Annotated in this window: 26 protein-coding genes; 5 read left to right on the top strand and 21 right to left on the bottom strand. The window is 34.5% G+C overall.

Features of this window, described 5'->3' with window-relative positions; translation table 11 throughout:
* Positions 1 to 4 precede the first annotated feature (4 nt).
* On the bottom strand, positions 5 to 1,786 hold the full coding sequence (locus tag PGH12_RS01085) for an alkaline phosphatase (protein ID WP_267597814.1): 1,782 nt from the start codon (positions 1,784 to 1,786) through the stop codon (positions 5 to 7).
* A 24-nt stretch (positions 1,787 to 1,810) separates the two neighbouring features.
* Positions 1,811 to 2,935, bottom strand: a complete 1,125-nt coding sequence (locus tag PGH12_RS01090; protein ID WP_267597813.1) for an alkaline phosphatase — start codon at positions 2,933 to 2,935, stop codon at positions 1,811 to 1,813.
* 277 nt (positions 2,936 to 3,212) lie between these two features.
* Between PGH12_RS01090 and PGH12_RS01095 the strand changes: the two genes are divergently transcribed.
* On the top strand, positions 3,213 to 5,987 hold the full coding sequence (locus PGH12_RS01095) for a SusC/RagA family TonB-linked outer membrane protein (protein ID WP_267597812.1): 2,775 nt from the start codon (positions 3,213 to 3,215) through the stop codon (positions 5,985 to 5,987).
* A 19-nt stretch (positions 5,988 to 6,006) separates the two neighbouring features.
* Positions 6,007 to 7,743 (top strand): RagB/SusD family nutrient uptake outer membrane protein, encoded by a 1,737-nt coding sequence (locus tag PGH12_RS01100; protein WP_267597811.1) that lies wholly within the window; start codon positions 6,007 to 6,009, stop codon positions 7,741 to 7,743.
* A gap of 602 nt (positions 7,744 to 8,345) precedes the next feature.
* Here the strand turns inward: PGH12_RS01100 and PGH12_RS01105 are convergent.
* The 3 genes from PGH12_RS01105 to PGH12_RS01115 all read right to left on the bottom strand — a co-directional run bounded on the left by PGH12_RS01105 (position 8,346) and on the right by PGH12_RS01115 (position 11,547).
* Complete coding sequence (locus tag PGH12_RS01105; RefSeq protein ID WP_267597810.1) at positions 8,346 to 8,501, bottom strand: DUF2158 domain-containing protein; 156 nt, start codon at positions 8,499 to 8,501, stop codon at positions 8,346 to 8,348.
* A gap of 334 nt (positions 8,502 to 8,835) precedes the next feature.
* Entirely contained in the window at positions 8,836 to 9,135 is a 300-nt protein-coding gene (locus PGH12_RS01110; RefSeq protein ID WP_267597808.1) for a hypothetical protein, read from the bottom strand.
* A gap of 699 nt (positions 9,136 to 9,834) precedes the next feature.
* Positions 9,835 to 11,547, bottom strand: a complete 1,713-nt coding sequence (locus PGH12_RS01115; protein WP_267597807.1) for a S41 family peptidase — start codon at positions 11,545 to 11,547, stop codon at positions 9,835 to 9,837.
* A 578-nt stretch (positions 11,548 to 12,125) separates the two neighbouring features.
* On the opposite strand from PGH12_RS01115, the gene PGH12_RS01120 reads away from it, so the two are divergent.
* The gene (locus PGH12_RS01120; protein ID WP_267597806.1) at positions 12,126 to 12,578 is read left to right on the top strand and encodes a VOC family protein; all 453 of its coding nucleotides are present in this window, start codon (positions 12,126 to 12,128) and stop codon (positions 12,576 to 12,578) included.
* Positions 12,579 to 12,882: 304 nt separating this feature from the next.
* Here the strand turns inward: PGH12_RS01120 and PGH12_RS01125 are convergent, their stop codons facing one another.
* Positions 12,883 to 13,296 (bottom strand): winged helix-turn-helix transcriptional regulator, encoded by a 414-nt coding sequence (locus tag PGH12_RS01125; protein WP_267597805.1) that lies wholly within the window; start codon positions 13,294 to 13,296, stop codon positions 12,883 to 12,885.
* A 91-nt stretch (positions 13,297 to 13,387) separates the two neighbouring features.
* Between PGH12_RS01125 and PGH12_RS01130 the strand changes: the two genes are divergently transcribed.
* Positions 13,388 to 13,828, top strand: a complete 441-nt coding sequence (locus PGH12_RS01130; RefSeq protein WP_267597804.1) for a nuclear transport factor 2 family protein — start codon at positions 13,388 to 13,390, stop codon at positions 13,826 to 13,828.
* 4 nt (positions 13,829 to 13,832) lie between these two features.
* Entirely contained in the window at positions 13,833 to 14,714 is an 882-nt protein-coding gene (locus PGH12_RS01135; protein WP_267597803.1) for an NmrA family NAD(P)-binding protein, read from the top strand.
* 775 nt (positions 14,715 to 15,489) lie between these two features.
* Here PGH12_RS01135 and PGH12_RS01140 read toward each other — a convergent pair.
* The 15 genes from PGH12_RS01140 to PGH12_RS01205 all read right to left on the bottom strand — a co-directional run bounded on the left by PGH12_RS01140 (position 15,490) and on the right by PGH12_RS01205 (position 26,310).
* Positions 15,490 to 16,188, bottom strand: a complete 699-nt coding sequence (locus PGH12_RS01140) for a 2'-5' RNA ligase family protein (RefSeq protein WP_267597802.1) — start codon at positions 16,186 to 16,188, stop codon at positions 15,490 to 15,492.
* Positions 16,189 to 16,232: 44 nt separating this feature from the next.
* Positions 16,233 to 17,360, bottom strand: a complete 1,128-nt coding sequence (locus PGH12_RS01145) for an epoxide hydrolase family protein (RefSeq protein ID WP_267597801.1) — start codon at positions 17,358 to 17,360, stop codon at positions 16,233 to 16,235.
* Between the two features lie 49 nt (positions 17,361 to 17,409).
* A complete protein-coding gene (gene dapB, locus PGH12_RS01150) occupies positions 17,410 to 18,210 on the bottom strand; it encodes a 4-hydroxy-tetrahydrodipicolinate reductase (protein ID WP_267597800.1) in 801 nt (266 codons plus the stop codon).
* A 200-nt stretch (positions 18,211 to 18,410) separates the two neighbouring features.
* Positions 18,411 to 19,283: an NmrA family NAD(P)-binding protein gene (locus PGH12_RS01155; RefSeq protein ID WP_267597799.1), complete on the bottom strand. Its 873-nt coding sequence runs from the start codon at positions 19,281 to 19,283 to the stop codon at positions 18,411 to 18,413.
* Positions 19,284 to 19,362: 79 nt separating this feature from the next.
* Positions 19,363 to 19,932 carry a Crp/Fnr family transcriptional regulator gene (locus PGH12_RS01160; RefSeq protein WP_267597798.1) on the bottom strand — a complete coding sequence of 190 codons (570 nt, stop codon included), beginning with the start codon at positions 19,930 to 19,932 and terminating at the stop codon, positions 19,363 to 19,365.
* A 175-nt stretch (positions 19,933 to 20,107) separates the two neighbouring features.
* Positions 20,108 to 20,398, bottom strand: a complete 291-nt coding sequence (locus tag PGH12_RS19075) for a tautomerase family protein (protein ID WP_420710263.1) — start codon at positions 20,396 to 20,398, stop codon at positions 20,108 to 20,110.
* 94 nt (positions 20,399 to 20,492) lie between these two features.
* The gene (locus tag PGH12_RS01165; RefSeq protein WP_267597797.1) at positions 20,493 to 20,624 is read right to left on the bottom strand and encodes a hypothetical protein; all 132 of its coding nucleotides are present in this window, start codon (positions 20,622 to 20,624) and stop codon (positions 20,493 to 20,495) included.
* Between the two features lie 218 nt (positions 20,625 to 20,842).
* The gene (locus PGH12_RS01170) at positions 20,843 to 21,115 is read right to left on the bottom strand and encodes a nitronate monooxygenase (protein ID WP_267597796.1); all 273 of its coding nucleotides are present in this window, start codon (positions 21,113 to 21,115) and stop codon (positions 20,843 to 20,845) included.
* Positions 21,116 to 21,400, bottom strand: a complete 285-nt coding sequence (locus PGH12_RS01175) for a nitronate monooxygenase family protein (protein ID WP_267597795.1) — start codon at positions 21,398 to 21,400, stop codon at positions 21,116 to 21,118. It abuts the gene before it with no gap.
* A complete protein-coding gene (locus PGH12_RS01180) occupies positions 21,384 to 21,560 on the bottom strand; it encodes a hypothetical protein (protein WP_267609677.1) in 177 nt (58 codons plus the stop codon). Before PGH12_RS01180 ends, PGH12_RS01175 begins: the two co-directional genes overlap by 17 nt.
* Positions 21,561 to 21,626: 66 nt before the next feature.
* Positions 21,627 to 22,499, bottom strand: a complete 873-nt coding sequence (locus tag PGH12_RS01185; protein WP_267597794.1) for an alpha/beta fold hydrolase — start codon at positions 22,497 to 22,499, stop codon at positions 21,627 to 21,629.
* A gap of 104 nt (positions 22,500 to 22,603) precedes the next feature.
* Complete coding sequence (locus tag PGH12_RS01190) at positions 22,604 to 23,014, bottom strand: nuclear transport factor 2 family protein (RefSeq protein WP_267597793.1); 411 nt, start codon at positions 23,012 to 23,014, stop codon at positions 22,604 to 22,606.
* Between the two features lie 40 nt (positions 23,015 to 23,054).
* Entirely contained in the window at positions 23,055 to 23,618 is a 564-nt protein-coding gene (locus tag PGH12_RS01195; protein ID WP_267597792.1) for a TetR/AcrR family transcriptional regulator, read from the bottom strand.
* A gap of 946 nt (positions 23,619 to 24,564) precedes the next feature.
* Positions 24,565 to 25,179: a hypothetical protein gene (locus PGH12_RS01200; RefSeq protein ID WP_267597791.1), complete on the bottom strand. Its 615-nt coding sequence runs from the start codon at positions 25,177 to 25,179 to the stop codon at positions 24,565 to 24,567.
* Positions 25,180 to 25,194: 15 nt separating this feature from the next.
* On the bottom strand, positions 25,195 to 26,310 hold the full coding sequence (locus PGH12_RS01205; protein ID WP_267597790.1) for a hypothetical protein: 1,116 nt from the start codon (positions 26,308 to 26,310) through the stop codon (positions 25,195 to 25,197).
* Positions 26,311 to 26,317 lie beyond the last annotated feature (7 nt).

Genomic DNA, 26,317 nt, shown 5'->3' on the forward strand with positions numbered 1-26,317 from the left:
AAAATTACTTTATTTTTAAAACTTTTAATATTTTATCGAAAATTTCATTATTCTCGTATACTCCAATAAAATTTTCAGATTTTGGTCCGTAAGAAAAAACAGGAATCAATGTTGCTGAATGATCATCTGTCGTGAAGTCCCCTTCGATAGTAGAGGTCTGCAAACTTCCATGAGGAATACTGAATCCCCCTGTTTCGTGATCTGCGGTGATTACGATCAAAGTTCCTGGATTTTGGTCAGCAAACTGTACTGCTTTTGTGATGGCTTTGTCAAAATCTATTCCTTCTGTCACTATGGTTCCGGTGTTATTGCTATGACCTCCGCTGTCGATGTGTGCAGCTTCAATCATCATAAAGAAAGGTTTCTTTTTTGAATTTAAATATTGTAGCCCATTTTCAACCAAGTCGGAAAGTATGTTTCCGCGACCTTTTAAAACCGAAGGCACACTTTTGTCGGAAATGTAATAGGCTACACGTTCTGCTTTATTCGTTCCTATTTCTTCAGGTTTTGGAACGACCGTAAATTGTGATAGGTTTGAAATTTTCGATTTTCCTCCTGCTGCGAAAAAAGTGAGTTTACTTTTTGTTAGATCTTCTGCAATTTCTTTTTCCATTCCGCGGTCTTTTTGATGGGCGTAGAAAGCAGAAGGTGTTGCGCCTACAATTTCGTCTGTTGTGATAATTCCTGTATTAAATCCTTTTTTTGATAGAATTTCGGTCAAATTTTCAACAGCTTTTCCGTTAGCATCTACCCCGATAAATCGGTTTTTTGTTTTCGTTCCTGTGGCAAAAGCGGAAGCTCCGGCAGCCGAATCTGTTGAAAAATTATCGGTGGAGGAGGTTTTAATTAAACCTATGTTTTTAAGTTGCGTTAAAGTCAGTTGTCCTTTATTTGCTAAAACCGATGATGAAATTTGTGAAAGTCCGTTTCCGTCGCCAATTAACAAGATAACATTTTCGACTGGAATATTTTTATTTTCATAAAGAAATTGCGGAGTGTAAACTTTTGAAAAAAGATTATTTTCAAAAGTTCTTGACTTTAAAGTTGAAATATATTCAACGCAATCTTTCGGTTTGTCAGTATTTATATAGTCAACTCCTGCGTTAACAAAAAATTCCCATGAAGTTTTTGAATCAGGGATTGCCCAAAAACGAATGGGTTTTTTAAAAGTTTTTGCTTCTTTAATAACATTTGTAACTTTTATAAGATCTTCTTCCGTCAATCCTCCTTTTCCGTTCCAGTTTGAATATTGTTTTATGTTTAAACTTACTAAAGCAACCTTTTCCCATTGCTGAGCCGTAAGGTTCGTTAGTTTTTGATAATCAAATTTAATAAAATCAGGATAAGAGGTAAATTCTTCTGGTTTTGGTTGATTTCCGGAAATTACAAAACTGAATATTTTTTGATTGACAATTTTAGGATGTTTCTGAATTTGTGAAACGATTAATTGAAGTGTTGCTTTTGCATCAGTTTTAATATCGATCAAAATCTGAATTGGTTTTTCCTCACTTAAATTAAGTTCAATCGCTTGTTCTGTTGTTTTTAAGTAAAGATTTTCAAAGGTTCTTGATTTTGAAATGTCTTTTTTATTGTGAGCGACAAATAATTCATTATTTTCAAGGAAAACATCTGCTTCTATAGATTGTGCTCCAGATCCCAAAGCATACCAAAACGGAATTTTCTGTTCATAATCATTATGTGAATGGGCTTTTGGACTTTGTGCGGAAATTTTTATTCCACATAGAAGAACGAAAAGTAAACTGATCTTGTAGTATTTAAATAACATAATGTTGAAATTTACAATTAAATATTATTTGAGCTGAATTCCTGATTTTTTCAACGCTTCTACCAGTTTGTGGTAAATTGTATTGTTAGCATAGACTCCTGAGAATAATTCTTCACCTTGTCCCATTGCAAAAACAGGAACCAGAGAAGCAGTATGTTGATTGTCAATAAAATTAATCTGCACTTTGTTTTTAATATTCTTCTCTTTTCCGATTGAATCTTTTTCAATGAATTTTCCGATACTCGCACCTCCTGTTTCGTGATCTGCAGTGACAACTAATAACGTATTTGGATTTTTTTTAATGAATTTCATGACCACACCGATGGTTTTATCAAAATCAAGAACTTCTTTCACCATCATATCACCGTCTTTTGCATGACCACCCCAATCGATAAATGAGCCTTCAACCATCAGAAAGAAAGGTTTTTTGTTGTTAGAAAAGTAATCTAACGCTCTTTGAGTAGCTTCAGGAAGAAAGTCTCCTCTTCCCTGAACTTTATTCGGAAGTTCGTCCTGTGCTAATAAGTAAAAATTGTTTTTATTCTGAATAGGCTTTGAAAGTTTCAGAGTATCTATATTATAGTTAAGTTTTCTAAATTCATTTAAAAGATTTTTTCCATCTTTTCTTTTGTTGAAAAATTTTAAACCACCACCTGCTAAGAAATTAACGTTGGATTTAACCAAATCCAGTGCAATATCCTCGTGAAGATCTCTGTCTTTTACGTGTGCATAATAAGAAGCAGGAGTTGCGTGAGTGATGCTCGTTAAACATACCAATCCGGTCTGATAATTTTTTTTCTGAAGTTGTTCTAATATAGTGGGTAATGCAATTGAATCTTTATTAACACCAATCGCACGTTTGTAAGTTTTCTCGCCGGTTGACAGAGCAGTTGCTCCGGCTGCTGAATCCGTAACCCAATCGCTGGTTGAAGAAGTTTCTGAAAGACCGACAATTTTAAATCTCTGAAAATTAGGTTCTGAATTTCCAAAATAGAATGCTGAAGTTACTTGAGAAACACCCATCCCATCACCAATCATGAAAATAATATTAAGAGGTTTTCTGGTTTGTGCTTCAATTAACGATGTAAAAAGAATCAAAGAGAACAATATTACTTTATTAACTTTGGTTATTGTGTAAATAAATCTCATGATAATTGGATTTTTGATAATTTTAAATAATGAAGAATCAGTGCGCAAAATTACTCACAAATCATGTTTGTAAAAACATCATGATAAGCTATAAATTCTATGTTAACAAGTATTTTACTGATTAAAAGTTTCTTATGAAATATGGCGGTTGAAAAGTTTATTTAAATTTAATTTTCGGCAATAAAATTCACATAGTATTAACTTTTTAATATTCATTTATTAAAGCTTAATTAACATATTCTGACATTCGGCAAACCTAATTTTGCACAAAAAAAGAATGAAACGTATTTATCTCGTGCCTACTGTTTTGATGAGTTGTGTCAGTGTAACATTTGCGCAAAAAAAAGAATCCGATACCATCAACAATGAAGCCAAATTGAAAGATATTGAAGAAGTGGTAATGGTAGGATACGGAAGTCAGAAAAGATCTGATGTTACAGGATCTGTAGGATCTGTAAAAAGTGAAGATTTTAATAAAGGACTGGTTGCAAATGTTGGTCAGTTACTTCAGGGAAAAATTGCCGGAGTAAATGTTACCAATATAAGCGGTGAACCTGGAGCTAATCAAAATATTATCATCAGAGGAGTTGGGAGTTTACGTTCAGGTACTACACCGCTTTACGTAATCGACGGTTTTGTAATCGATAACAGTACTACCGGGCCCGCTAATAACCCGATGAACTTCATTAATCCTGACGATATAGAATCTATGGATATTTTAAAAGATGCTTCTGCAGCTGCAATCTATGGAGCAAGGGGTGCCAATGGAGTTATTATCATCACCACCAAAAAAGGGAAAAAAGGGAGGACTCAGATGAATCTATCTTCCAACCTTACGATTTCCAATCTTGCCAACAAAATGAATGTTTTCAGTGCAGACGAATTCAGAAGACAGGTTATTGCTGCTGGCGGAAAGTTGGATGATATGGGAGGAAGTACTGATTGGCAGGATGAATTAACAAGAACAGCTGTTTCTAAAAATGTGAATTTTTCAACATCAGGAGCAACAGATACTTCAAATTACTATGCAACTTTAGGATATGAAGATCAGGAAGGAATTCTGTATAACAGTAATCTGAAAAGATATTCCGGACGTGTAAATGTTTCACAAAAAGCATTTGACGGTAGAGTTAATATTGATTTTAACTTAAACGGCACAAGAACTGAAAACAACAGACCCAATGCAACAGATGTAGTTTCTACAATGCTTACTTGGAATCCTACATATCCGGCTTATACCAATGATTCGCCAACGACGGTGTTCAATAATGGTGCTTTCAATCCGCTGATTCGTCGTGAAATTTATAAAGATTTTACTACAAACAACAGAATTTTAGCCAACATTTCTCCTTCAGTAGAAATTATAAAAGGTTTAACGTATAAATTAAATTTAGGAATTGATTATTCTACAGCAGAGAGAGTTATTCAAAATATTCCGCATGCTATTCCTTTAGAAGCCGGAAATTTAAATCTAAGCAATTATTCCAACAACAACACCCTTGTAGAAAATACATTAGCCTACAAGTTTGAAATCAACAGTCATGGTTTTAATATAATGGCAGGACATTCATATCAGAAATTACTGCTTACTTCAAGAGGATCATATTATCAAAATTTTCCAAACAATGGAATAGAACCGCAATATCAAATTCCCTCATTACTTCCAGCAGATTTAACGAAGGTAACATCGACAGTTGCTGCTAATAAAAATGAGCTGCAGTCTTTGTTTGGTAGAGTTAACTATAGCTATCAAGATAAATATCTCTTAACTGCAACCTTAAGAGCAGACGGATCTTCTAAATTTGGAGCGAATAACACGTATGGCTTTTTCCCTTCCGTTGCGGCAGGATGGAATATTTCTAAAGAAAGCTTTATGGAAAACATCAGCTCAATCAATAATTTAAAATTGAGAGCAAGTTGGGGTAAAACAGGAAATCAGGAAATTCCGGGTAAAGTAACAAAAAGAAGTTATCAGGCTGATTCCAACGGAACCGCACAAGCAACTTACCCTCTGAATGACAGTGGAAATTATCCTGTTGGAGTTTATTTGGTAAGAGCCGATAACCCAGATCTTCAATGGGAGGTAACAACACAAACCAATGTTGGATTAGACTTTGGAATTTTAAATAACAGATTAACGGGTACTTTTGATTTCTTCAACAAAATTTCTGATAATGTTATTTCAGTAATAAATACCGTAGATCCTGTAGAACCGGCTGCGACGATGTGGAAGAATATCTCAAATATGAAAATCAAAAATACAGGTTTAGAACTTACGCTGAATTACAATAGTGATACAAGTAAAGCTTTCACTTACAGCGTCGGCGGAAACATGTCTTTCATTAAAAACAAAGTAACAGATTCTCCATACAAAGTAATTTCTACGGGTGAAGCTCAAGGTCCGGGAACTACTAATGCCGTAATCAATGGATATGTCAATAATGAGCCAATCGGGACATTCTATGTCAGAGAATTTTTAGGAATCAATGCCAATGGGACAAATATTTTCAGAGATGTAGACGGAGACGGAATCATCACAGATAACGACAGGGTAGCGGCTGGAAGCGCATTGCCGGATTTCACGTACAACATCAATCTGAAAGCAGCTTACAAAAATTTTGACTTAGGGCTAAATTTCAATGGAGTAGCAGGGAATATGATTTATAACAACACAGCATCTACTTTATTTTCAAGAGGTAGACTGGGGATTTCTCAAAACACTACAGATGCTGCAACTCAGTTTCCTAATGAAAGCTTGAACAATACCAATGCAATCTCTACACGATATCTGGAAAAAGGAGATTTCTTAAGATTAAACAACGCTACTTTAGGGTATAATTTAAATCCTCGATTTCTGAGAATTGGTGAGCATATCAGAAACATCAGATTCTCGGTTACAGCTCAGAATCTGTTTATCATCACCAAATATTCAGGTTTTGATCCTGAAATCAATACTGGTCTTTCTCAGGGAGGAATTCAGTCATTCGGGATTGATTACGCAACGTATCCTAAAGCGAGAAGTTTTGTTTTTGGTGTAAACGTAGCATTTTAATTATTTAAAAAAATAAAAAATGAAAAATAAATTTTTAATCTCAATACTTAGTTTAAGTACTCTTGTTGCAGTAGGATGTACAAACCTTGACGAACAGGTCATCGATGAATCATTGGAGGCAATAACTGCCACGCCTGTAGAATCTTTTATTGCTGCTGCTTACGGCCCGCTTCCAGATGCATTTACCCATACCAAAAATTACGGTCTTCAGTTGATCAGTTCAGATCAGGCGATTCTTCCACCAAGAGGAAGTGGAAATGATTGGTATGACGGAGGTAAATATATCGAGCTTCACCAACATACAACCACAACTACAAATGTTGTGGTATCACAAACTTGGGATGCCATGAGATTGATGGTTTCGAGAACGGTGACGGCCATTGAAAAACTTCAGCCTTTAGCGGCAACAGATGCGAACGCGGCACGAGGAGTTGCTGAAATGCGTGCTTTGAGAGCTTATTATAATATGTTGATGCTTGATTATTGGGGGATTGCATTTAAAAAAGATAACAGCGGTCAAAATTCGGAGATATTAAGAAGGCAGGAAGCCGTTGCTTATATCGAAAGCGAATTTCTTGCAGCAGTAAATGTGCTTGACAATTCTAAAGGTCCGGGAAGAATGTCTCAGGCTTCAGTAAATGGTTTCTTAGCACAGCTTTACCTGAATGCAGGAGTCTATAGAAATCCTTACGGAACGCCGGTTTTCTCTGCAACGGAGATGGATAAGGTAATAGAATATACGAATAAGGTAATTAATTCAGGTTTATTTACATTATCTCCGGAATACTTTGCGATTTTTGATGATAACAACCATTCAAATAAAGAATTGATTTTTGCGATTGATCAGCGTCAGGACCTTAATACTTCACACAACAGATTGGGGTATTGGTCTTTGTCAGGAAGTCAATATCCACTGGCCGCTTTCCCCAAAGCAAACGGAACAGATGGTCCTGCAATTACATCTGATTTTTACCAAACCTGGGTTCAGGCATACGGAAGTACAGATCCTGCACAGGCTGACGCAAGATTTTATAAAGAAAACTTTACGGTTCCTGCAGATAAACAGAATTTAACAGGAGTAACGCCTGCAAATGATGCTAATCATTATTTCCTGGTAAATGGTACAACTTATGAAATCAATAGAGGAATTCAGAGAGGAATTCAGTGGGGATTGAGAAATGCTTCGAACGGACAGCCTTTTCAAACGGTAAACGGACAGTATAAAATCTATCCGATCATAGAACAGAGAAATGGTTTTGTAAGTTACGTGAATCATACCTTGGATATTGATCTGGAAAATCCGAATAATAAAGATTATACAGATGGGTACAGGGTTTCAAAATATCAGTTCAGCAGGACTTCTGATACAGGAAGAAACAGAGGAAATGCAGATATTGTACTTTTACGTTTGGCAGATATCTATCTGTTGAGAGCTGAAGCTCAACTCAGAAAAGGAAATGCGGCAGCAGCTCTGTTGGATGTTAATTTCGTAAGAGCAGCAAGAACGGCAAGACCTGCAGTAACTCCGCAACCTTTAACTTCTATTACTTTAAATACGTTGTACAGAGAAAGAGGTTTTGAGTTTTACTGGGAATATTCCAGAAGAACAGATATGATCAGATTTAGTCATTATGAAGATGCTTATACATCTAAAACGAATGCTGATGTAAGAAAAAGACTGTTCCCAATTCCTCAGTCTGCCATAGATGGAGCGTCAAGCGTACCGGGCTATCTGGTTCAGAACGAAGGATATTAATTTACTTTTTACTTTCAAAAAACTGTCAGCAGAATTTCTGCTGGCAGTTTTGTTATGAACCAATTTAATCTATTTCAGAATTAAAAATCAGTGAAAAATATAGTGCTTTAACTTTTTCTTAAAAATCTTGACAGGCATACAGTTAGGCGCTGATGAGAGGTCAATTGTTTTGAAAAAGATTACATATAAATAAACGAAAATTACATACATGATGATCCATAGTGATTATATTTTTTTCACCCTGTTTTTTGTTTTTACTTCAAGTTGCAAGTAGGAAAAAAGACTTTCAAAAGAATAAAAACTAAAAATTTCCTTATAGAAGGATATACCTATTTTAATTACATCAATAAGATATTTTCAAATGAGCTTGTTTTAATCGATAAGAATAATGGTGATACCATTTACGATTTTGTAAGTTGCTGAAGTTAAATTAGCTCGTAATTCTTAATTCACCTTCAAGTTGTATGTTGATAGTGAATTCTATCAAAAATAACAGGCTTCATATAACTAAATTATAATATACTTAGTTCCAAGAATTAAAGTAGTAATCCTGAAATCATTGTTTCATGATAATAAATTAAGCCCCGGTTAAGAGGCTTTATTCAAGCTTCAACTTGAAGTTGTTCAGTAGAAAACAGTCCCTGCTTCATTTTATCACCAACAAACCAAGTGCAGACCCAGAGTCCATTTTCAGGCTCTCTAACCGTCATTTTTGGTCCGCCAGATTTTAATTTAACGATATCGTCTTTTTTAATCATGATAATAAGTTTTTATGGTAGTTTAGTATATCAAAGATACTTATTTTCATGTAGGATTGAATAAATTGAAAGTATATATTGCATAGTATCTGTAAATTTGTAAAAACTAATACTGATTTAATAATCACCTATCAATCGAAAGCTCGTGTTTTTTTACTACACAAAGCTTCGTTTTATATTCATCACCGGAATTAAGACTTTGCTGGTCTGGCTGCTCCAACTTGTTCAGCGGTGAAAGTATTGTAAATAGCCGTAATCGAGCTGAAAAAGAAATTAGCTTTACCTTCCAACGGCTCATGGAATTTTAAGTGGTAAATTATTTTGTTTCGGTTCATTACTTCAATGAATATTTAGTTTTAATCCAATCATTGAAAACATTGCTTTGAATTATGGCAACAAAATTTCGAGCAGAAACTTTTTTATCATTAACAATTTTTCGAATCTCCAAAACTGTCTCAACATCTTTTAATTTTTTTAATTCCAAATCTATTGGAAAACCTAATTTTAAAAGATTTTCGAAATCCTCCATATCCATGAAGTTCTTTTTATTTATTTCGTCCTGAACTTTAACGAAATCCGTTTTATTAATTTGACCGTTTTCGCAAGTCAATGTAATGTGTTGATCTAAATTCATAGTATTAGTTTTATATGTAAAGGTAACTAAACTAATAGTACAAAATTACATTCCGGACTGTGTTACTGAATTTAATCAAAGGCTTGTAAGTAGTGCTCCTTTCCCTTGCCAAATTATAATTAGCCAATATTTGAGCTTTAGTTATAGCTTCACGTTTACTCCAGTTTCTTGCCTTTATGTCGGAATTTGATTATTTTCTTTTTAGAAAGTAAGATGTAAGCTTAAATTTCCTCGATTGATTTAAGCAGTTCATCTTTTCTTTTATGTAGATTTTTAAACTTTTCTTTTCTAACAGCTTCGAAAATATCAGTGCCGTTTTTAAAATTTTTATTTTCCCCAATTGCACTTTCGGAAGAAAGGCTCCATGTTTTTCGCTGTATTGTAATACTGATGATAGACTCGGTAATTTTTTTTAAAAAGCTGAAAATACTTTCTGCTTTTAAGTTTGCAGAAAAGATTTTATAATTTGAATTTTCCTATGATGATATGAATAACATTTACAGTTATTATTCTAGACCACTACACACTTACCGCCCTCAATTGAAGAAGATTTTATTTCATCAGTTCTGTATTGGCCGGCGATGTAATGGCTTGAGATTTTGTTTGTGGAGTTTTTTTTGTTCATTGATCATTAGTTCATTACAAATATAAGAATCCGTCTGAAAAATAAAACTCCAAAATATAAACGGTGTACTAAATTTATTTCTTTTGATCAATAAGTTCAAAAGCTTTCAGCAAAAGCAGATCGTGATTATTTCTGATGCTCTCAACGGTGAGGTGCACGACAATGTCTGGTTGAATACCGATTCGCTGGGTTTCATCGCCATTTGGATAATAAATGCCCAGTCCTGAAAAAATAATTTCATTTCCATCGGTCATTTTAATTGAGGTCTTATTCCCGTCAGCCCCTGCAGTCTGACTTCCTACAAAGATGACGTTGGGAACCTTTTTAAATATCATTGCCCAAAGTTCAGCTGCACTCTGTGTGTACTCGTTGATTAAAACAACAACCTGACCTTTGTAGGCATTGGGATTATTCCTGCCCGCAAATTTGTAGGATTTGTCAATGATATTATCAACAAAGCAGAATTTGCCCGGCTGGCTGAAATCTGCTTGCGTCATAATCCCGAAATGCTCTGGTTTACTCAGAAGATAGTCGAAGATCTTTATTAATGAGCCGTCATTATTATAGCCGCGGAGGTCGAAAACCATTCCTCTGGTATCTTGATACTTTTCCATTAATGAAGGAATTTCTGTTGCTTTTAAAGAGGCAAACTCAAAATACACTTTGTCATCAAGAGGATAAGTTGGATTTAGACGGCTCTCTTTCTCATTATAAGTGAGGTAGGTGTAGGTTTTGTTTTTGTAAAACAACTGATAATTGGGTATGCCGTCTTTGTCCCATTCGTTTTGAAAGATTCGCTCAGTCCTTTCCATCACCGTTTTGAAAGCCTTTCCATTCTTTTTAACACCTTCTATTACTGAATTCGGGTCATTGCTGCTGAAAAGATAGCTATAAGCCTCACGTAATTTTACTGCTTCATTGGAATATGCAAAATATTTGGAATTAATATTAAGCGATTCTAACACAGATTTTCCATTGATCTTGGTAATGAGATCACCAACTTCAAGGTTGGCGTTCATCATCTTTGCCTCATCTTTAATTCCGGTGATGACAACTTTGCCGTCGGCGATCTGAAAAATAAACGGAGCAGAGAATTTTCCGACTACATCGTACTGTAAAGTTTTCTTTATTTCAACATGGCTGTCCTGAATTTCAGCAGCAAGCTGCATCACCGCAGATTTGTAGTCTGTTTCTGTCTTTATTTTTTTGAATAGAGGAATGTACTTTTGTAGAACATGATCCCATTTTTCATCCAGAAGATATTTGTAGGGATAAAAATATTCGATCGCATTCCAGATTCTGAAGAGTTCCAGCATTTTAATATCTGCCGAAAACTGGGTGTATGTTTTTTCATTGGTACTGTTGAAACGAATGCTGTTTTCAACAGGATTGGAGTAGAATGATCCTACATTTTTGGGTTGAGCTGTCAGATCCAGCAAGCGTTTTCTGTTAGCAGGATTTAATTTATTGATCCACGAATCATCATAGTTACGGAGGGTAATGCTGTCACATTCCGATTTTCTCATAGCAATCTGATCAGATAAGCTTTGGTCTGCCTGATCAAGCCAGCTGGTGATTATTTCATCGGTGGAAGATTTATTTGGATTGCACAAAGATTTAAGAAGAGCGTCATCCCAATCTATTTTTCCCTGTGAAGCTGCCGGATGATAATATTTGATAAACCCCCAAACTTTAGCTAAGTCAAATAAATCACGGTCAGAGAATCTGTTGCTCTGAGCGTATAGGGTAGATGTTATAAATAACGAAAGAAAAATAAGAAATTTCATGCGATTATATTATTGTTTTTATTGTAATGAGTTTATTCTTCAAAAAAGTAAATTAAGTATAACATTCTGAATTGATGTGTAATCTTTATAATGACAGTTGCAAACGTACTAAAAGTTACAGGATTTTAGTTTTAAACTCAAAAAAAAATTCCATCGATTTATTTTAAGGCTGAGAAATTAGAAATTGATGATTTTTTTTCTGCCGTTTCAGCTGATAATTCATTGTCTGAAGTTATCGTTAGCTGTATTTTTCTGTCCACGGCCGAAAGTTCGGTTTTTAAGTCAGTTCTTTGAAAGATCATTATTTTTGAGATAATTAGGGATGATTTCTTAAAAACCAATGTTCCATCCCCTGTCAATAGATCTATTTTTTACCCAAGTTCCTAATGTAATTTCATCTACATTTTCAATTTCTTTCGAAAGTTCAGTCCAAACTGTTTGAATTATATGTTGCAGAGATTCGAAAACAAAATTATACTTTTGTATAGCTTAAGAACAAAAGATTTTATCACTCCAGGAAATAATAAATTGAAAAAGTGTTACCATTAATAACGTTTCGAACAATATAGTCAAATTTTATGATAAAAATAAAGTACGCTCACACCAACATAATAACGAAGGATTGGAAGAAACTTGCAAAGTTTTATGAAATTGTATTTAATTGCATACCAGTTCCACCTATACGAACTTATCAAGGAGAGTGGCTTGACAAAGGCACCGGTGTTGTAAATGCTGATATACAAGGGATGCAATTACGTTTACCCGGCTATGGCGATAATGGACCAACACTCGAGATCTATCAGTATTCAGAAATGATAAATGCTGAAAGACGCATAGCTAATCAAAAAGGATTTGGACATATTGCATTCCAGGTAGAGGACATTGCCGGACTTTTAGCATTAGCATTAGCGAATGGAGCTTCGAAGATTGGAGAGCTAAGCGAACATCATTTTGATAATATGGCTGTGTTTAAGTTTATTTATATTTCGGATCCTGACGGAAATATAATAGAACTCCTAAACTGGAGTTGATATTGATTTAGCAAGCGTGGAGATTGATGCCGAACGCTTTTCGGTTTAAATTCTTCAGTCATCATCCAGTTTAAATCGCATCACTATACGAGAGATTTCGAGCTATAATTCCAATAAAATGGTTTAAGGAAAGCATAAAGTAGAGGTAAGAGCTACCGATATGTATGGAAATCAATTTATAGCAGAACAGGAATTTGAGGTACAAAATCCGATAATGATTCCGTAATTTTAATGTTGATGTAAATTTAAGAAGCCGGTTTTCAAATCGGCTTCTTAAAAATTTTAAACGATATAAGGTAACTTTTCAAAGACTTTCTTTGTATAATTTTGTCAGTTGAGGCTCCCATTTGGAAGACCACTCAAGAAGAGCCATTAGAGGATCTGCTGTGCTTTTACCAAATTCAGTCAATTGGTATTCTACTTTTGGCGGAACTACTGGAAATGCTTTTCGTGTGACCATCCCATAGCCGATCAAAATTTTCAGAGTCTGGGTGAGCATCTTAGGAGATATCCCATCAATTTGCTTTTGCAGTTCACTGTTGCGCTTGGTTCCCTGCATCAATGCCATTAAAACAAGCAAAGTCCATTTATTCGCAATCAAGGTTAATGACTGATTAAGAATACAACTTTCATCCAAGTTGGATTTTAAATGCAATGCCTGCTGCAATTTAAAATAATTATCATCTTTTTTTGTTTGACTGATGTTGATTGGGTCCATTTCTAACTTTTAGGTGCTTACAGCACTTTAAGGTGCCTTCTTGCAAATATATATAATTGATCATAGCTTTGTTATTAATAAAGAGATTTAAATGGAAAAAACAGAAGGTTATAAAATTCTGAATGATTTGCTGCGCGCATTTAATCAGGATACAGAGACGGTATTGAAATTATTCAATTTAGAATCAACAATTGAGTATCCATACGCAAAGGAAATGGGTCTTCCTTATCAACTGACGAAAGATGACTATCGAAAACATCTCGATAATATGCTGGGACAAATGCCCGATATCTTGTTCACCGGTATTAAAGTGGATGCCTTACACGAAGCGGATTGGTATTGGGGAGAATTTCATGGTGAAACTACAGTGCCACACTCAGGCGCAGTCTACAAGCAAAATTACGTCGTCAATTTTAAACTGGAAAATGGAAAGTTCAGTTTTTACAAAGAGTATTGGAATGTCCTGCCGGTTTTGCAATCATTGATGGCAAAAGAAGAAGCGCATCGTATCATAGATCAACCAATAAAATGAGATTATGAAGAAAATAGCAGTTGCCGCCGCAACAGGAAATCTAGGCAAAAGAGTAGCACAGCAGATATCACTACAAGGCGCAGAAACGGTTTTGCTTGGCCAAAATCTTGAAAGATTGACACAATTAAATATCAGCAATTCAACTCCGGCAGTTGCAGATCTCAGCAACAGGGAGCAGATGATTGAAGCCACAAAAGGTGTAGATGCATTATTCATTCTTGTTCCACCGGTTTTAAACACAACAAGTCTGGAAGAATGGTACCATCAAGTTACCGATGCCGGTATTGCAGCGGTGAATGCAAATAAAATTAAGAAAGTAGTTCTCATCTCATCTCTCGGGGCGTCGACGACTCCCAATCTTGCAACCGTGAGCTACTGTGGAGCTATGGAAGTCGCTTTTGACAAACTCAGCACCAACATACTAGCATTAAGGCCGGGATATTTTATGGAAAATTTTGTACAACAGGCAAAAAGCATAATGAAAGATGGCAAATTCAGCTTCCCTTTCGACGGTGATCACGACATTCCATTTATCAGTACAGATGATATCGGTGATGCAGCGGCTCATTACTTGCTGGATGAAACCTGGGCAGGTCATTGGAAACTGAATCTGATGGGTCCTGAGAATATTACATTGAAGGATGCGGCGGCGCGACTGACAACGCTGACAAATAAACCTATAGAGTATGTACAGCAGTCTTTTGATGAACTAAAAGCTCAACTTAAGACTTTGGGTATTACAGATAAAGTACTACAGGAATTAGTCGATCTTCACAATGCTTTGGGAGATCCAAATGGCGCTTATGCTACTCCACGCACGCCGGAAGTTTCAACGTCCACAAGCTTTGAACAGTTTGCAAAACAGAAACTGTTACCTCTACTGTAAAGTTGTAGAATCTTTTACAATTAATAATAAATCATTGATCAAGATCATTAGAAGTTGTCACGTAAAGCTTGAATTTAAGATTGATTGAATATTAGATCATAAAATAAATACTTATATTTGATAATGAAAAATAGTACCGCACTTATCCTATGTCTAGCATGCGCTGTAGTGGCTTTTCTAGTCTTGGGATTTAATTATTTTGCCTTATATCATTTGCTACCAATCGCTGTGTTTTACATTTTTCAACTGACAGTTTTTAAGAAAATAAATGGTTCTAATACAGCAGCTTTTATCTGTTATATTTTGGCCGTATTGACACTGTTGGTATTTCCACTAACAGCACAAATTATGTGGTATTTTGACATCAATAATCTTGCTTCAAAATCATCTACGAGCGGCTTGCTTTTCGTTTGGTTACCAATTTACGCAGTAGTTCCCGGCATTGTAATATGTTTTGTTACCGGGATAATTAGCAGAAAAATCAGAAAGTAAAAATAGTATTTGCAATGAGCTAGCATTCTTATAAATAGCTATGAGATCATATTCCTTACAATATCATAAAGTTAATAGTAACAACTTTAATAATAAAGACTATCATCATTAGAAGGTGTTATAAAGGATTTGCTGGAGGATGCTGTAAATCGTCGGCAAAAAGTCTGCTATGTCAGGATGTTATTAAAGGGGGGTATTCACAAGAAAATAAGTTCTGAATTACTCGCTTCTGTATTGAATTGATGAATGTGGATTTGTATATCGCAGGTAAAATCAAATTGATTTAATGCAGTTTTAATTTTTTTAGAATTTGAAGTTTGTCAATACTTTGATACCAGTCATGATAGACAAAATCAAATTCTGCAACCTCAAAGGATCCAAAATAATGATCTCTGTATTTCTCTATGATTTCATAATATGATTGCGGATTCGTAAGAGGTTGCATAAACCTGGCTACCGTAAAATGTGCTGTTTTTAATGGGTATCTCGAATCTAAAGAATCTTTGATCTTAAAGTTTTTAAAAGCCTGTTGGATATTTTCCCTCATGGCTTGCAAGTTCCCACTCTCATCAAATCCTTGTATCATGACAGCACCTGTGGAACAGGTAACGCCCTGTAATGATATCGAAAATTTTTTTTGGTTTTTTAAAGCGTCGCTGATGATATTTGAATAATGGTCGATATCAATTTGTTCCGATTTGAAACCATCATATGCTGTAATGATCGATAGTAAAGTAATATGCAGGTCTGTTTTGGGCTGATAGTATTGTCTACTGTCGAGCTTTTGCATTTCGTCTTGAAATTTTTCCATTTGATTTGCCGTATTGCGATCAGGACGAAGAATAATACTTAGACCACGCCGATGATCATTTTTTTGATCAGACAAATTTTGGTCAATATCAATTTCTCCAGCCCGTACAAGGTGTTTTGAACTGTGATATAATTGATTGTAGATTTGTTGAGCTTCAGTTGTACTGTCCATATTATGATTTTATGATAAATTCAACTGTTGAATTTATTTCTCGATTATATCAAACTTTTGAAAAAATTTTTAATGTCATAGGCTAATAATTTTGGTTGTTCCATTGCTGCAAAATGTCCTCCCGACGGCATTTCCGTCCAATGAGTAATATTAAAACTTTCCTCAATATAGGAACGTGGCGGAGTAGGCAGTTCTTTTGGAAATTTTGCGAAACCGACAGGAACTTTTATAAAGTCGTTTTCTCCAAATTGTAATGGATGTTTGCTGTTTTCACTGTATATCCGCATCGATGAATGGATACTTTTCGTAATCCAATACAAGGTTACGTTCGCCAGTAGTTCGTCTTTTGAAAAAACATTATAAATATTACAATCATTATCGCTCCAGGCATTGAATTTTTCCATAATCCAGGCACACAATCCCACAGGCGAATCGTTTAATCCGTAAGCCAAAGTTTGAGGTTTCGTACTTTGAATATTGGAATAGGCACCTTCTCTGGAAGACCAAATCTTAACAAATTTTTGAAATTCCAACACTTCAGAAGTAATTTGTTTCCCTTCTTTCATATAAGGTTTGTAAGAACTTGAAATGTAATTCACATGCAGGCCGATTATGTTTTCGGGAAACTTCAAAGCCAGCCACGTGCTAATCCCTGATCCAATATCACCTCCTTGAGCTCCAAATCTTTTGTATCCCAATTCCAGCATTAATTTCCGCCAAAGATCAGCAATAAACTCAGAGTTGCATCCGTCAACAGTACTTGCGCCGGAATATCCAAAACCAATTATGGAGGGAATGACCAGATCAAAAGAGAGATCTTTATCTTCGGTTAACATAGGAATCAGTTTTATCATTTCAATAAATGAGCCTGGCCAACCATGCGTAACAATTAGTGGAATACAATTTTCACCTTTTCCCTTTACAAGTATAAAATGAATTTCGTGATCATCAATGGTACCGATAAAATTTGGAAAAGAATTTATTTCTGCCTCCACTTTCCTCCAGTCAAAATTGTTAAGCCAGTAATGGCATAAATCTTTTAAAAAGGATTGACTCGTCCCATAATGCCAATCAGAATTCCTTATCTCATCTGTCCAACGGGTGTTTCTGATTCTTGTCTTCAAATCGTCAAGAATTTCTTCAGAAATATGTGCCGAAAATGGTTCTATCATTGCAATTTTTTATCAAATTTACGGAATGCTCAAATCCCAGTGCACTTGTTTAAAATTCCATTACACTGTCAAGTCCTCTTCTTAATCCGTTGAAGGTTCCCACTTTTTCAATTGCCAAAAGTCCGCCTTTTACATAAGGTTCTGCACTTGATCCTGAATCGTGACGAATGGACAACTTTTCATCTTTTAATCCGAAGATTGTTTCGATGGAAATTACGTGACCCGGAAGCCTGACGGAATGCACCTGAACTTCATTAAGTTTTGCACCGCGACTGGCCTTCTCGCCAATCAGATCTTCTTCAGTAACATATTGATTGGGTTTCTGAACTTTTGAAAGTCGGTAAGCCAATTCTCTTGCGGTTCCACTTGGTGCATCTGTTTTGTCTTCGTGGGCGTAATCTATAATCTCAAAGTTTGGGATATATTTTGCTGCAATTTCGGAAAACTTTTGTAGCAAAACGACCGTTATAGCAAAGTTTCCAACAGCCAAAACAGAAGTGTTGTTTTCGTCTGCTGTTTTTTCAATTTCTGAATAGTCTTCATCGGTAAGCCCGGAGGTTCCGATAACCACATTTTTACCTCTTTTAAGAGAAGAGATCACGTTCTTCATTGCAATGTCTGGCTTTGTATATTCTACCAGTACGTCAAAATCTACTTCTTTTAATGCCGTTTCGATATCACCAAAAATTGGAATGTCTGCTGAAGCTAAATTAAGAACAGTACCTAAATTTTCTCCTTTATGTTTTCTTGAAATTGCACTAACCAATTCCATATTAGGGTGCATAAAAACGCCTTTGCTCAATTCAGAACCTGCCCAGCCGGTGCCGCCTGCAATACATACTTTTATCATATTCGCCGTGTTTTTTATATTTATCCTCTTTTGATTTCTTAAATGATGATAAGTGAACAGAACAGAATTTCTGCAATAATTAAAATTTAATATTTAAAACTGTCGTCTGTCGGTTCTCAAAAATAGATAAAATATTCAAAAGAGGATAAATGAAAAGTTAAGTTATCAATGCCATTTGCAGTTTTCTTTTGTATTCAGCCTTACTTTATTTTATCAACTACATTTTCTCTCATCCACTCTTTAATTGTTGTTGATGTGTAATTTGTTCGTGGCTCAGTATCGTAAAGGCCATTACCAATTGCCGTCAGCATTTCAGTTAAAGAGACTGCAAATGCTTCCGAAGTATGGTGTTGTCGCAACAGTGTTTTAATATAGTCCTCATTTGAAACCTGCTGAAAACGTATCGGTTTGCCTATCAATTCACTGAGTTGATAGGCAATGTCGTTATAGCTGATATTTTCAGGACCCTGAATAGCGTATCCTTCTACACCTGTCCAGGTTTTATCAATAAGAAATTCCACAGCTTTCTTGGAAATGTCTTTTACCGCGACTTGTGGCATTTTGTAATTTCCGTCAATGGGCAAAAAGAACATTCCAGTTTCTTTTAATGAAGCGGTTTGATACAAAATACTTTCGTAAAATATAGGACAGCGCAATGCTCTCACTGATGCACCTGACTGATTGATTATATCTTCCGCTTTGTGCAGTGCTGTGATAAGTCCTGCCTGCAAATTGCTTTCTTTTCCACCGCTTGACAAATAGACAACTCTTCGTGTACCTGCATTTATAATTGCATTTAAAGCCACGTTGGCGAAGTTTTCATAGTAGGCATTTACGTTTTCTTGTGTGTTGCTCTGAGGCACACAGAAATAAAGCGTGTCGCATCCTTGTAATGCTTCTGTAAATTCAGATTCATTCAAGAGTGATCCCGCGGCAACTTCTACTTTCTCTAAAACGGCAGCTGATATTTTTTCAGGATCTCTGACAAAAATTCTGACCTGCTGTTCTTGCTCTACTAATTGTTGCAAAATCATTGAGCCTGTGTTGCCTGTCGGCGTCGTTACTAAAATCATGTTTGAAAATTTTTATTGTTTGTTAAAGCGCAAAGATGACCAGAGTATTTTTTGTAAACATTGTCCTATGTTCACATTTTTACAGCTTTGATTTTAATCTGCTTAATGTCTGAGGTGTGAGCCCCAAATACGAGGCAACCATTTTGTTTGATAGTCTTGTCAACCATTTTGATTGATTTGTCATAACCCAACGAACTTTTTCTATGGCTTCTAAACTTTGAAAACAGTATATACGTTCCTGAGACTTAAGATATGCTGATTCCAGAATTTGTCTGTAAACGAAAGCGAACTGCGGAACCGTATCGACCAAATGAAAGTAGTCGTCGCGGTTGATGACCAGCAACTCCGAAGGTTCAATAGTCTGCATACATTCATACGATGGTTTTTGATTGATAAGACTTGGTAAAGCGGTTCCAAAAGCATCCTCAAAATGAAAATATCTTGTGCCTTCTTCTCCGTCCTTATTAATATTGAAAAGCCTTATACAGCCTTTATTGACAAAATAGAAATGTTTGCAAATTTCACCTTCTCTCAACAGGAATTCATTCCGTTTGGTTTTTTTTGTTTTGAAATAGGACGAGATATATGAAACTGTCTCACCGTCAATTTCAGTACTAGTTGTAAGATATTTTTCTAATTGTGTGTACACTTAAATATTTTTATAGTTACATCAGGATTGTGCTGATGAAGTTTCAATAGCAAATGCTGTGTCAATTCAATTAATATAACTTGAATTTTTCATGATGAAATATAGAAGTATAAAAATAGACTTGTGGTATAGACCTTTACGAATATATAAAAGAAAACGATTTAAAGCTCACCTGTTAAGAATTGTGCTTTACAAGCCCAAATGACCAATTTTCTTTTGTGTTTGCTGTAAGGGAAATAATAAGGTCTGTTGATGGAATGCCAATTTTCTCGAGCTTTTGACTCATCAATGAGTATATTTTTATCTTTTGTACCCTGTTATGTCCCTGGTGTGTAATCTGAATAATTGTTATTTTTTGAGTACGTGTATAGCCAACATCTATGTCAAAAGCTTTTATCAAACCTCTCTTGTTCTCGTGGATAATCTGGTAGCAGTCAAGTTCTGGAGCGGCAAAGGTTTCGATCAATACTCCCTGAATTACATCTGCAAGTTGGTCAAGTTCTTATCAGATCTTCTTTAATAATATCAAGGCTTACGAATGGCATAAATGTTTAATTTTTTTATTTTGATAAACTTTCAGCTTCATTGATTAAAATCTGTAAAATATTTTGAGTAGACAACTCACTTAAATTTTTTGCAGTTTTACCTGTCCAAATATTAACAAACTCTATATTATTATGAGCTTTTGCCACTTTTTTCAATTCGGCAGTTATCTTATTTTGAATAGGGAACGGAAGAATATTCGGCGTTTCATCAAGAGATTGAGTAAAAGTATTTTTAATTCCGTTGCATATCTTCCTGAAAAGCTTTTAGTGAGAACAATATCATCATCACTTAAAGTTTTGAGCCTGTTTTTTTCGGATTTGGTTAAAGCACTTTCCCGGGAGCATATTATGAGACTTCCTACCTGCTAACCTTGAACACCATGGTTTTTCAACCTTATCATATCTTGTCCTGAATAAATACCACCAGCATAAATAATGGGAACCGAAACTGCGGATGCCACCTCTGACAGGAGTGAAATACCCAAATCGTCAGTTGGTATTTCAGATAAGAAGTTTTCCCTGTGTCCACCTGTTTCTGAGCCTTGAAAACAAATAATATCAATACCGGATTTCTCGTGCAAAATCGCTTCCTCCAAAGTTGTGCATGTACCGATAAGAATGACGTTATTCTCTTTCAATTACTGTATGCTTACTTTGTCGGGCAGTCCGAAAGTAAAGCTTAAGATCTTACACCCTTTAGAAATAACAACATCAATTAGATCATGATATCCATTGAAGGTAAGTTCTTCTATCTCTGGAAGTTTAACTTCTAACTGATGATGATTTGCAAGATTCTCTACGATGTTTTTAACTCTCGTATAATTTTCTTTTAATTTTCGATCAATTTCAGGTAATTCATACACAAAAATATTTACAGCGAAAGTTTGGTCAGTATCGTTTTTAACTTTATCTATTAGTTTCAACGGCTTTATCTGAACTGATATCAGCTAAAGACAATGGTCCAAGGCACCCCATATTAGAAGCAGATATTACCATATCAGCTGTGGTAACACCAAACACCGGAGCTTGTATTAGCGGGTATTTAATTTTAAGAATCTCCGTTATTTCATTGTTCCAGTTCATTTTTTAATTTTATAAAGTTATCAACGAATTGTGTATACAAATATTTCGCTGTACGATCTCCAATAATTAACGACCAAATTTCGTCATAAATATTCTAATTTTTTTTATAATTTCATCTCCATCTTCTTCTAATGCAAAATGTCCTGTATCATAAATATTATAGTCAATTTCCTTTACATCTTTTTTGAAAGCAGCTGCTCCGCTCTCAGGAAAAAACGCATCGTTTTTACCCCAAACTATCAATAAAGGCGGCTGATTGTCTCTTAGGTACCGTTGCCATTTTGGGTAAAGTTTTAAGTTGTTTTGATAATCATAAAACAGATCCATATTCACTTGATGTGCATTTGGTCTTGAAAGTCTTAAATAATCTAAATGCCAAGTGTCTGGATTTATTGTTTCAATATTTCTTGTTCCGTGTGTGTATTGCCATTTCAAACCGTCTAATGAAAAGGATGGCAGTATGGCTTTTTCGGTTTCAGGGTTTCGGTCTTTCCAAAGTGCTCTGATTCCAGCCCAAGCGTCACCCAGACCTTCTAAATAGGCGTTGCCGTTTTGATTAATTATTGCCGTAACCCTTTCCGGATGAGCTGTAGCTATCCTGAAACCAATAGGTGCTCCATAATCTTGTATCATTAATGCATAAGAGTCAACTTTTTTCTTTTCTAAAAAGGCGTCTATTGTTTTTGCAATATTATCAAAAGTGTATTTATATTCACTTGCCAATGGAAAATCGCTGTCTCCAAATGAGGGATAGTCCGGTGCGATCAAGTGAAAGTCATCAGATAATTGCGACAAAACTTTCCGGTATTGATGTGAAGATGAGGGAAAGCCATGTAACAGCACTATTGTGGGGTTTTTCGGATTTCCAGCCTCTCTGTAAGCAATGTTGATTCCGTCAACATTAATGGTTTTAAATAATGTGGAGTGGTTGTGTGTCATATTTTTTGATTTATCGTTAGTTTTATTAACTGTCTGGCTTTTACATCCAAATAATGTGAATAAGATAATTAGTAGTAGCATTGTTTTTTTCATATTCCGTTTTTTTATAACCTACGTTCTGTCTCTTCAATTTTTAAATCATTAATGCTTGCGAACCTTTTTTTCATGAATCCATTTTCATCAAATTCCCAGTTTTCGTTTCCGTAAGCTCTATACCATTGACCATTTTTGTCACGATATTCGTACTCAAATCGTACAGCGATACGATTGTCGTTAAATGTCCATAGCTGTTTTTTAAGTTTATAATCCAATTCATTTTTCCATTTGTCAGCAAGAAAATCCTGTACTTCTTTTCTTCCGTTGATAAATTGATCTCGATTGCGCCATTCTGTATCAAGAGTATATGCTTTTGAAATTTGAATTGGGTCTTTGCTGTTCCAGGCATCTTCTGCCTTTTGAATTTTTTGTATCGCTGTCTCTTCGTTAAAAGGTGGGAGTGGATGTAATTGTGTCATAATTTACCGAACGTTTGTTAATTTAATAATTAAAATTTTTTTATTCTGTTGAATATCGATTTTCAATATTTTTTAAAGTATTTTTAAAAATACTGGTATCAGCTAAACCTTTTGTCACAATGAGACTGCCTTGCAATTCTATTAAGGTCTGAATAGCATTTTGTTGAGATTGCGTGGAAGATAATTTTATGGCAACACCGAAGATGCTAAAAGCAGCAATCCATTTATCCATACCGGATTTGACCTGTTGCGCAAATAATGACAATCCGCTGTGCATAGAAAAAGCTCTTAGAACGCAAGTTTCTTTTCCACTATCATAAAGAATTTCAATATTTTTCAGAGCTTCTCTTAATCTTAGTTCTGTTGATTTGCTTTCGTCCAATAGAGGAAAAAAAATATGATCATCAACCCACTCATCTATATTGGTCAATACACATTCTGCCATCTCCTGTTTTCCATTTGGAAATCGATGGTACAGACTTGCTTTTTTTAATCCGGTTACTTCCGCTAACTCATTTAAACTCGCTCCTTCATAGCCTTTATCTCTAAAAACTTTGGTAAGTCCGGCTATCATATCTACATCTAAAATTTTCTGTGGTCTCATACTGCAAATATACAAAAAGATTATTAATTACCTAACGTTTGGTAAAATATCTTTTTTCTTGATTATCCGCTGTCTTTCTTGATGTAAATAACTGAAATTAATATGTATTTTCTAAAAGTTAATCTCACGTGTTGAACCCATAACCGAAGAACTATCAAATTTTGATTGAAGATTTAGAATGAATATTAATATTAAACAAATAAATAATCCTGCATCAGGAGCGTTACAGCATATATTCAAATCATTTACCCGTAGTGCTCTTCCATAAGTATGCTTTTCTGTAGCTATCGAGTATATGAAAACCTGCAAAAGTTATTTTAAAAACAAAGTCCAAGCTTTTTCCTCTTAATGCTGATATATAATTACTAATAAAGTCAGCGTAAATTTTTATTTCTTCAATGTGCAGATTATATAGTTCTTTAGGAAACAACTCTTCGTCTACTTTCCAATCTACATTTGAGGTGCAATTCAATGAAAATTCACAGCTAATATACTGTTTATAATACTGCAGTTCGTAAATAGTGAGTTCAATAAACCCGTATTTCTAATGCCCTCGCCATTTCTGCATTCAATGACGTGGTTTTAAGTCCCAATCTATTATTTCAATATTAATCTCAAATAATCTTCTTGAATCATAGATTTTTTTACGGATAGTTTCCATTATTATTGAATTTTGATCGTTTTTTGAGACTGAATTTATCTTTTATGAACCAAAAAGTATTGACAAGGTGCAGTGTGTTTTCCGTTAAAAATGGAATAAAGATTGAGCGTAGCCAAATTATTTTACCTATTCGAATTTGCAATCTCCGTCTTTTTAAGAAGCCCATAACTAACAAATACGTAACTGGAGCTTCCCTTTAAAATGAGGCTTCATTTGGCTATACAAGCCCAAATAAAACTTGATTACTATCAGAAGTGTTTGTGGAATACCATGTTGCTTTACATTTTATAATTTTCCACTTTTCATTTTCTTTTCTAATCCATATATCAAACCCTTGTCCACAATGTTAACGGTATTGGTGTTAGTTGAATGATCTTTCCAAAAGAATGCAGAATATCTTAATACTGATGTTGAGTATAAAATTCTGTTTACCTCGTCTCTTGAAAGATTACTTCTTTGTAATTCTGTTTCAAAACCCATAACTAGCTTTCTCAAATCCTCTTTTGAAGGTTCATTTTCTAATTGAGACATTTTGTAAACATTTGAAATTAAGCCGGAAAAGCTTTCCTTCGCAGCAGGTGTCAGCGTAGAATTATTGATGACAGTTTTAAACTCTTCATTGATATCCGTTTCTGTAAAATTGAGTAATTGATAATCTACTTGAGTATAGCCATACGTTTGTATTAATGTTTGAAAATCTCTGTCATTTTTCAAAATGTTGCTTACATCTCCATAAATTGTCTTTATATCTTTGGCTGGATTAGCTGCAAGATATCTACCCAAAAACTCATTATGGTTTTGTCCTACAAAGTCGAATGAATTATTCGGATTTTCTTGAGCGTTGATAAAATTAGCAGAAAGACCTGCTGCAATTACAAATAGTTTTAAGTGTTTATTCATGGTTTAATTTTTTAATTAGTTTTTTATTTGAATATTTAGTTTTTCCCAATCTTCTGTTTTATTGAGGAGATTTTGCATTTCACAGAGATTTTGCGGGGTTATTATTTGGTTGTTTATCGAGGCGATTTCATCCCCTATTTTATAATGTTTTTGATTTTCAGATTTATTTATAAATATGATTTTTAATTTTTTTTGGTAAGCCGCGACGTAAAGTGAATTTCTACTAATAATTTGTGAATGAATTTTTTTTCCTGAAATAGGTTTAAAATAAATTTTCCCGTTTTTTTTATCTATTATCCAATTGAAGTTTTTTATAAAAGACAATCCCATCAAGTTATTTGGTAATTCTTTCAAATAGATAATATCTGTTTTTATATCTGTGAATTTTCCTATAGTCACAGTGTTCTCTTTAATAATATTCATCTCACTCGATTCTATACCACTAGCAGAAAAAACCAAAGTTTCAAAAGTGTAGTCGGCCTGTATTTTTTCATCTGGAACTTTCATATATAAAGATCCATCTGTAGCTCCTGTATCAAATAAAAATTTTTCTTTTCTACCATTTACAAATATTTCTATGAAAATATTTTTCACTAATAACCCTTTAAACTTCACATCTGCTTCAAAATAATCAGAGTAGTCTTTTTTAGTAAAATTGTCTAGAAGTTTTATTGTATTAGATTTATAATCCAGAAATACAGGTTTTTTAGAATCAAAGTAGAAATCCATTCCTAATATACCGTCGATCGTTTTTTCTGAACATGTGTAATTTTCGTATTGATCGGGAATAGAGAAAAATGTTTTATATTTTGTATTTACAATTGAAGATGAAAACTCATCACTTCTTACAATTTTCATGTTTACTTTTTCTCCAACTGCGGACTTTGTAGAACCATTTCCAAAAATATTTTCCAATTCATTTGACTTATTGAATATTACTGATTTAGGTGCACCAGTATCAAATAGTAAAAGTTTATTCATTCCATTTATATTCACATTTATATAGCTACCCTTCATAAGGGAATCTGTATTTTTTATATTGAATGAATATTCTGGTGGAATATAATTTTTGAAAATATTTTGTGCAGAGAATAAACTTGAACAAAAAAATAAAGTAAGAATTGTTTTCATTTTTCAT

This window comes from Chryseobacterium sp. CY350, assembly GCF_027945075.1.
GTDB lineage: Bacteria > Bacteroidota > Bacteroidia > Flavobacteriales > Weeksellaceae > Chryseobacterium.